This is a genomic window from Sulfurimonas sp., from assembly GCF_026991475.1.
Taxonomy (GTDB): domain Bacteria; phylum Campylobacterota; class Campylobacteria; order Campylobacterales; family Sulfurimonadaceae; genus Sulfurimonas.
This window is the reverse complement of the sequence record NZ_JALXBK010000058.1, coordinates 1-6,570: the sequence shown is the minus strand read 5'-3', so window position 1 is coordinate 6,570 and position 6,570 is coordinate 1. Positions and strand designations below refer to the sequence as shown.

Genomic DNA, 6,570 nt, shown 5'->3' with positions numbered 1-6,570 from the left:
TTTCATAAACCTTTTGTTAAAAAATACAGTGAAATTTTAAAAGGAAGATATAAAAAGATTGCACTTATTCAAGGCAATGAAGGCACACCTGAGTTGTTCAGTAAAGGACGCTTATGGATGGTTGATGGCGATGAGACACAAGAGTATATCATTGACCCTGAGCATTTTGGTATTCATTATAAAAAATCATGGGAACAGATAACACTTGAAGACTCCATAGCACAACTGCAAAACCCATCAGATGAGTACCTCAGATTGGCACGTCTTAATGCCGCAGTATATCTTTTTATAGCACAGCAATATAACAGTATTGAAGAAGCTTTTGAAGCTTTAGACTAGTGAGAATAAAGACATTGAGCAATATACTTAATGTCAAACTTAACAACAGATGCATTGCATTTTAGTAACTCGTTTGTATCAAGAATAAAAAGCGCTGGATATTGTGTTGTATACAACATTTCTATAGGGTAACTCTCTTTTTGTCCTCGCCTTACTATAACAAAAACAGCATGCTTACTGATAGCCAAAGATATTTCTTTATTATGAATTATTTTTGCAAGTTCTACATTGCACTGTGGACAATTTTTTTTCGTCAAAAAAACGACTAAAGATTTTCCTGTTTTTAGAGCCTTTGTATGTGCTTTTTCATAAGAACCTTCTACCATAAAAGCATCAGCATAGACAATTAAAAGAGTACTAATAACTATACTTTTAATCAAACTGCTTCTCTAATTCTTTGATTGTAATAACAGGAGGATCGGTCAATTGAGGATATGCTGCCTTGACTATATTGGTTACCCATTGCGGATAAATTCTAAAGTTGAGTTTTATATCTACATGCAATGGGTACTCTAAATTTTCAGGGAGTGTAAATCTTTCTACAACTCTTTTGCCTGCGGGTATTCTTGTGTCTTTTAATAATTTTTCATACCGCCAAAAAAACAAACCTACAGGTTTCCCGTTTTTATCGCCAAAAATCTTGTTATAAATGATAGAATTTTTTTCTATATCACCCTTTTTATCGAGTTTTCCACTGCTAAATACAGTTTTACCATTGCTGTCTGTTACTGTTATATCAAGCCACAACTCTCGAAAATCTGCCGCTCCTGTCGGAAGTTTATGCCCTGCTCCGACATTTTTCACACCGACAAGCAGCACACCTTTATCAATTTTTGAATCTAGCTTCGCAGAAGTTTTTAGAAGCTGTATAGACTGTGATTCATTTTCTTTGTTTTTAAGACCAGCAAGGAAATAGTTCCCTCCTGCAAAATAGTGTACTTTTATATCTTTTTTATATTTTCCTCCAAGTGTTGAAGAACCTTGAAGCGGAGAAAATTTTCCTTTTTCCAAATGGGTCATATGACAGTCTATACAATCTTTATGTTCTTTAGGTTTTTTGGGATTATTAAAAGGTGATTTTTTCCACTGCTCATAAGTTGCAACAACTTGTCTGCCCGAATGCGGCAAAAACTCATTGTGACAAGATGCACAATACTCACTTTTTTTATACAAAGGTTTCATATACTCCGATTTATGCATCTTTGGTTTAGCATTAATCAGCTTATGACTTATCCACACTTTCATCTCTGCAGTAGAGTCTTCATAAAGATATTTTTTTCTTTTTGTCAAATTAAGCGCATAGGAACTGTTTCCTGCTGGTTTTGCATCCGTTATACGGTGACATGCAATGCACGAGACACCCTGCTCTAATCTATTTGGATGTGCTTTATACTCATTTATAAGATTTTTTGACCCCTTGACAAAAAGTGGTTCAGGCATCACATTGTCTTTCATAAAATGTGTCGTTCGCTCTTGATGCATACTCACGGCACTTGGATTATGACAGCCCATACACCACTCCCTAAATTTTTCACCTTTGTCCATCCCTGCTAAATTTTCCAATACCATATAATATGGATTTGAATCAGCAAGATGTCTATGATTTGAATCTGCCCACTGCTTAAATATTTTAGGATGACACTCTTTACATGTAGCAGAATTTGTCCAATCAATACTATGATGGTATTTTGCACCATCAGTAAAAACGATATTTGTCAGTTTTGTCGATTTTGAATAGGAATAACTCGGTAAAAAAAGTACTATAACAGAAGTAAAAGTAGCAAATCCTCTTGAAAAAAAGAACTTTTTTTGATGCACTACCAAAGCAAGTATTAAAACAAAAGAGATATAAAGATGTATATAATAAGAAAGTGCTCCATATATATCGCCACCACGGTTGCCGATTATAAACAGATATGTTCCGCTTAGAAGCAATAAAAAGAGCACAAAACCGAGCATTAAGCCACTCATGCTCTTATGTTTCATAATTATCTTACTCTCTTTAATGTGCTTATATAAAAAAGGCAGTACAAAAAGAATCGTGACTGTTATGGAACCGAATATATGTAAAAATTCTATTACTCGAAAATAAGACCAAGCTATAGAGAAATAATCCATCAGTAATATGCCACTGACGAACATAAAGAGGATATCAAGATTTATATACAATATTTTCATTTGAGCTCCTTATATTCGACGATTTCACCATCTAGTGAGTGTAAAAATGCCACGATTTCATCTATCTGTTTCTCGGTAAGTTCCATACTTAATTGATATTTTCCCATAATGTGGACGGCTTCACGCAGATCAAAAACAGCTCCATTATGAAAATAAGGGGATGTCTTTGTCACATTACGCAAAATTGGCACTCTAAAAAGTTGTTGATTATTTTTACCTAGAAATCCACCTTTGTTTTCAAAGGGAAAGCGTTGATATTGCTTAAAATTGAAATCAAATGCAGCAGTCTCTCGACCTATATATTTTCTACTAAAAATTCCTGTAACATCTATGATGTGATTATAATTTCGTGTCGGAAATTTTTGGATTGTTTGTCCACCAACAGTTATACCTGTATGGCATCCTTTACAGCCCAGCTGTATAAAATCACTGAAACCTTTTTTTGCTTCTTCACTCATAGCGGAGTTATCTCCTTCTAAAAATCTATCATAAGCACTTCTTGTCAAGAGTGTTTTTTGGTATACATCTAATGCTTTTGCAATATTCTCAAAAGTAACACCATCTTTAAAAATTTTCTTAAACTCCCGAGTATATACACGACTGTTTTTCAATCTTTTTTCCGCTTTCTCGGATGAGAGATTCATAGTGTATTTTCCATGTATCATAGGTGCTATTACGCCTAATGAAGTTGTAACAGTACCATCCCACATTCTGTATTTTGCCAATGCTGAATTTAGAATAGTAGGTGTGTTGAGATGATTTGGATTTGTTTGTTCATCCACCCCTATCGCCGTTGACAGTCTGTCACTACCGCTTTCATCTTTAATATGACATACCATACAGTCCGTTTTTGTTCCAGGATGACTTATATCTTCTAAAAACTGCATTTTATTATGTGGATTTTTTCCTAACATATGGCAAGATGAACAACTTCGAGTTTTATCTTTGGAAAGAACTGTATCAAAATAGAGTTCTTTTCCTAATGCTACTTTTTCTTTTGTAATAGGATTATTTTTAGAATCAAGAAGCTTTAAAAACTTATCATATTCCTGAGGAATAGGTGCCATCCCCCTGCTTAAAGCTGTCTCACGCAACATAGTGTCATTGTAAATTTGTTTCGTTTTTTTAGGTATTAAATATGGAAGTATTTCTATCCATACAACGACAATAATAATTGCCAACAAGCTTAAACGTAGCATATCAAATTCCTTAAATACTTTTTTACCTAAAACTTTCTATATCCCAAAAATTTTCTTTACTTCGTTTTCAAAATCTTTATCTTTCATTTGACATCGTAAAGGAATAAAATTTTCAGCCTCAGTTCCGACTGGTATAAATATATTGGCAGTATCATCTTCGATTATATATTTAACTGCATTTGCTATAGGTTGAGGAGACGGTCCTTCATTAATTGCTTTGGCAACAATTGGTACAAAATGAGCTACTAAATCTTTATAAGGAGAACTTTCACTCATTGTTGCTTCATTAGCTATTAAACCCTTTGTTACAAAGTTTGTTCCAAAAAGCCCTGCTTGTATCGAATGTACTCTAACATTAAAAGGCAATGTTTCAAATCTCAGTGAATCTACTATTCCTTCTACAGCATATTTTGAAGCATTATAATGTGTTAAAAGAGGAAGTCCCATTTTTCCTAAAAATGAAGAGATATTAATGATTACTCCTGATTTTTTTTCTCGCATAAACGGTAATACTGCACGAGTAACTTTTAACAATCCTAAAACATTTACATTAAATTGATCAAACATCTCTTTATCTGTTGCTTCTTCAACGGAAGATAATAATCCATGGCCTGCATTATTAATAAGAACATCAATTTTACCCTTATTGCTTATAATTTTCTTGACTGCATTATTTATTGACTCTGTTTTCGTCACATCTAAATATACTGTTTGTATATTTTTTATATTAAAAGAAATATTCTCATCTCGGACACCCGCATATACGGTATAACCTTCATTAGCTAATAACTCTGCCGTAACTTTTCCCATTCCAGAACTTGCACCCGTAATTAAAACTATTTTATTCATCTCATACCCTTGTATCTTATTTGCAACAGTATAAGTGAATTTTTCTCGCTTTACAAGGATTTTTTAGCACTAAAAGAATTATTTTTTAGCACTAAAAGAATTATTTTTTTAATAAATCCTTTGGATATACTCCATAATATTCAAAAAAAAGTTTTGAAAAATATCCTTGATGCTTATAGCCCACCTCTTTTGTAATTTCACCAATATTCAACATTTGCTCTTTTAATAAAAAATTTGCTTTTTCTAAACGCAGTTTTTGAATGTACTGATGAATAGTCATTTTATATTTCTTTTTAAATACAACTTTTAATTTTGTTTCATTAGTAGCGCATAAATGTGCTAAAGTTTTTATGGTTGGAGGGTTCACGAAAGATCGAAGTAAAAAATCTTTTGCTGATCTGGAAATACAAAGTTCATCATCACTAAATGTATTGTCATAAACATCAAGTAGTTTAAATCTATGGATCATAAACTCTAAAACATTTTGTTCACACATTATACTATTAAAGAAATTATCTGTATTTATTTTAGTAATTTTTTTGATAATATAAAGACTTAAAGCGTCTATGCTTTGTGAATCTAAACACTCTAAACTGATCTCATCTTGTAGTTTATTATAAAGATAATCCACAATGCTACTTGTATTACCGCTTCGATAACGCTTTAATATAAAATCCGCTATAAATAATACAAATATTTCACTAGGATTGTTTTGATCTATTTCAACTGTCAAATCTTGTTTTGAAGAACAAAATAGATTTATACTATTTTCATTAAAATTGTAACTTTTATCTGTTTGATGGTCTTGAATGACTCCAGAACCCTTTTTTGTGACTACAATCACCAACATTCTATCAAGGTTTTTCACTTTATAGCGTCGTTGTTCATTACTTTGGAGTGCAATATTTAGAAAAACTATCCCATTAGAAATATCAACGCGCGTTATATAATTATTTTTTTCACTGCCTAGAAGCGGTGTTAACCGGTAAGAGGTATCGGTGATATTAAAAAATAAACTCTCCATCTGATAATATCTTTATATACCGTAGTATTCTTTTACTCTACGCTCAAAATCTTCATCACTTAACTCTCTGCGCATAGGTATAAATTTTTTTGCTTTATCTCCAACCGTCGTCCTAGCTGGAAATTTTTCATCATTTATGATTTTCAAGATAAGCTTTGCAACATCATCCGCATTATTACCACCATTTATCTGCTCCATAATTTTTGGTACAAGCTGAGAGACAAGTTTACTATAAGCCGAGTTTGCATCAAGTGTTTCCATATTTGTTACTAAATTTTTTCTTGCGAACTCTGTATCAAAAAAACCTGGTAAAATAGAGTGTACTCTAATATTAAATGTACTAAGTTCATAGCGAAGAGAATCGGTAATACCTTCTACTGCATATTTACTTGCATTATACAGAGTAAAAAGCGGTAACCCAATTTTTCCCAAAAAAGAACTTATATTTATAATAACACCATAATTCTCTTTACGCATATGAGGAATAACAGCTTTTGTAACTCTTAATATACCAAAAACATTTACATTAAATTGATTAAACATCTCTTCTTCTTGGAAATTTTCAACACTAGAAACTACGCCATACCCAGCATTATTAATAAGAATATCAATTTTTTTATCTTTTTCTATTATCTTTTTAACAACTGAATCAATACTCTTTTGCGAGGTAATATCAAGAAAAATAGGAATAATACGAGAGCGATTGAGATTTAAAAGTTTACTTATATCTCGAGATGCTGCATAAACCGTAAATCCATTCTCAGATAGTAACTTTGCACTTGCTCTTCCCATTCCCGAACTAGCACCAGTAATTAAAACTATTTTAGACATAATACACCCAATTTATATTTATCAAATGCCAAAAAATTTCTTCAGCCACACTCTCTCTTTTGTTGTCTTAATAAAAATCTTTGTCACAGTTTGATTGTGATCCCCTAAGACTATAACATCATTTGCAACAATTTTTAAATGTTTTTTACC

Annotated in this window: 6 protein-coding genes and 1 pseudogene; 1 reads left to right on the top strand and 6 read right to left on the bottom strand. The window is 32.1% G+C overall.

What is annotated here, in order from left to right; genetic code table 11:
- Positions 1–339: pseudogene (locus tag MV589_RS04695) on the top strand (glycosyl transferase); the annotation flags it as partial.
- On the opposite strand, the gene MV589_RS04690 reads toward MV589_RS04695, so the two are convergent.
- From MV589_RS04690 to MV589_RS04665, 6 genes are all read right to left on the bottom strand, one after another.
- Complete coding sequence (locus tag MV589_RS04690) at positions 336–719, bottom strand: thioredoxin family protein (protein ID WP_297432547.1); 384 nt, start codon at positions 717–719, stop codon at positions 336–338. The pseudogene MV589_RS04695 and the gene MV589_RS04690 overlap by 4 nt on opposite strands.
- Complete coding sequence (locus MV589_RS04685) at positions 712–2,517, bottom strand: multiheme c-type cytochrome (protein ID WP_297432545.1); 1,806 nt, start codon at positions 2,515–2,517, stop codon at positions 712–714. Before MV589_RS04685 ends, MV589_RS04690 begins: the two co-directional genes overlap by 8 nt.
- The gene (locus MV589_RS04680; protein ID WP_297432543.1) at positions 2,514–3,716 is read right to left on the bottom strand and encodes a cytochrome-c peroxidase; all 1,203 of its coding nucleotides are present in this window, start codon (positions 3,714–3,716) and stop codon (positions 2,514–2,516) included. The genes MV589_RS04685 and MV589_RS04680 overlap by 4 nt, the downstream gene beginning before the upstream one ends.
- Before the next feature lie 36 nt (positions 3,717–3,752).
- Positions 3,753–4,565, bottom strand: a complete 813-nt coding sequence (locus MV589_RS04675) for an SDR family oxidoreductase (protein ID WP_297432541.1) — start codon at positions 4,563–4,565, stop codon at positions 3,753–3,755.
- A gap of 100 nt (positions 4,566–4,665) precedes the next feature.
- Positions 4,666–5,589, bottom strand: a complete 924-nt coding sequence (locus MV589_RS04670; protein ID WP_297432539.1) for a helix-turn-helix domain-containing protein — start codon at positions 5,587–5,589, stop codon at positions 4,666–4,668.
- Between the two features lie 12 nt (positions 5,590–5,601).
- Complete coding sequence (locus tag MV589_RS04665; protein WP_297432537.1) at positions 5,602–6,420, bottom strand: SDR family oxidoreductase; 819 nt, start codon at positions 6,418–6,420, stop codon at positions 5,602–5,604.
- Positions 6,421–6,570: the final 150 nt, after the last annotated feature.